This is a genomic window from Asanoa sp. NPDC050611, from assembly GCF_040654855.1.
Taxonomy (GTDB): domain Bacteria; phylum Actinomycetota; class Actinomycetes; order Mycobacteriales; family Micromonosporaceae; genus Asanoa.
This window is the reverse complement of record NZ_JBFAIU010000664.1, coordinates 1-1,588: the sequence shown is the minus strand read 5'-3', so window position 1 is coordinate 1,588 and position 1,588 is coordinate 1. Positions and strand designations below refer to the sequence as shown.

The 1,588-nt window shown below is 68.9% G+C and carries 2 protein-coding genes; both read right to left on the bottom strand.

Annotated elements, in window-relative coordinates; all coding sequences use genetic code 11:
- Positions 1-674, bottom strand: a 674-nt coding sequence (locus AB0H87_RS41625) for a trehalase-like domain-containing protein (RefSeq protein ID WP_360159336.1), incomplete at its 3' end; no start/stop codon positions are given.
- An 11-nt stretch (positions 675-685) separates the two neighbouring features.
- Positions 686-1,588 (bottom strand): glycoside hydrolase family 5 protein (locus AB0H87_RS41620; RefSeq protein WP_360159333.1); only part of this gene is annotated, 903 nt, incomplete at its 5' end.

The window sequence follows — 1,588 nt, the reverse complement described above, 5'->3', positions numbered from 1 at the left end:
CGACCGCGGTAGCGCGACGCGGACAGCCACCGCCGCCAGTACTCGACGGTCGCGGTGAACGCCTCCTCGGCCTGCTCCGCGGTGCCGTACAGCGGTGGGCTCGGCATCTCGGCGCGGTCCAGGCAGAACACCACGTCCTCGCCCTGCTTGAGCCGGAACGAGCTGAGCACGTCACCGTCGACGAGCTCGAACGGCGCCGTCGAGCTCAGCGCCAGGCTCAGCGACGCGGACTCGAACACGGCCCGGCCGTCGTGCATGCGCAGCGTGTGGGGCTGGAGTCCGTAGTCGAAGCGGGGCGCCACGTGCGCCCGGAACGGCAGCTCGCCGCGGACGCACCGGACCCGCCGGATCAGCCGGAACCGCTCCGCCTCGTGCCGGTCGCCCGGCACGGGCATGAAGTCCTGGATCTCGGCGATACCGTCGTCCGACAGGAAACGCGTGATGAGCACGTTGGTGTCGGGGAAATAGAACTGTTTCGTGGTCGCCGGGACGTCGGTGGTGACGGCGAAGAACCCGCCCTTGTCCCGGTCCAGCACGGAGGCGAAAACGCTCGGCGCGTCGAATCGTGGGACACAACACCAGTCGATGGTCCCGTCGGTGCCGACGAGGGCCACGGTTCTCAGGTTGCCGATGAGGCCGTGCTCGCCGATGGGTAGATACCGTTGCTCTTCCACCGGATCCGACGCTACGCGACCACCTGTCCGGGCGGTGCCGAACCGGCGAACGGAGGCGTACGCAGCTGGTCGCGCACCCAGGCGCCGGCAGGCTTGAGGCGGTCGGGGTTGGCGAAGTCCATCGTTTCGCATGTGCCCCGTTTGAACACCGCACCGGAGCGCTCGTCGTCGCTCCAGTTCCAGTTGGCCCAGCCGATCTGCTTCGCGGCCATTAGGTCCAGATAGGACTGTGCCGAGTCGAAGTCGTTCGAGCCGTCGCCGGTGTACTTCTGCGTCCCGAACTCGGTCACGAACATCGGAAGCTGGTCGGCCGCGCGGGACAACGCCTCGCGGTACTCGTCACCGTGTGAGGCCGCGTAGAAGTGGAACGTGTACATCACGTTGTCGGCCCGCACCGGGTCGTCGATCACCTCCTGCTCGTCGGCGCCTTCCGAGACGCCCAGCGACGACCAGCCGCGGGTGCCGACCAGCACGACCGCGTCCGGGTCTTCCGCCCGGATGACCGGGATGACCTGCTCGGCGTACGACCGGATCTCGCTCCAGGAGACGTCGCTGGGCTCGTTGGCGATCTCGTAGATGATGTTCTCGGCGTCGCGGTGCCGGCCGGCGATCTCGGCGAAGAACGTCCGGGCGCGGTCGAGGTTCTCCCACGGGTCGCCGGGGTCGAGGATGTGCCAGTCGACGATCACGTAGAGCCCGCGCGCCGTCGCCCGGCCGATCAGCGTGTCGACCAGCTCGGTGAACCGGTCCGGGTCGGTCTCGTAGCCGTCCTCCTGCACGTACATGGAGATCCGCAGCAGGTCGGCCCGCCAGTCGTCGGCCAGCACGTCCAGCGCCGGTCCGCTGGCGCAGCCCGCGTACCACTGGATGCCGTGTGTCGACATGCCACGGAGCTGGACCGGCTGCCCGGCGCG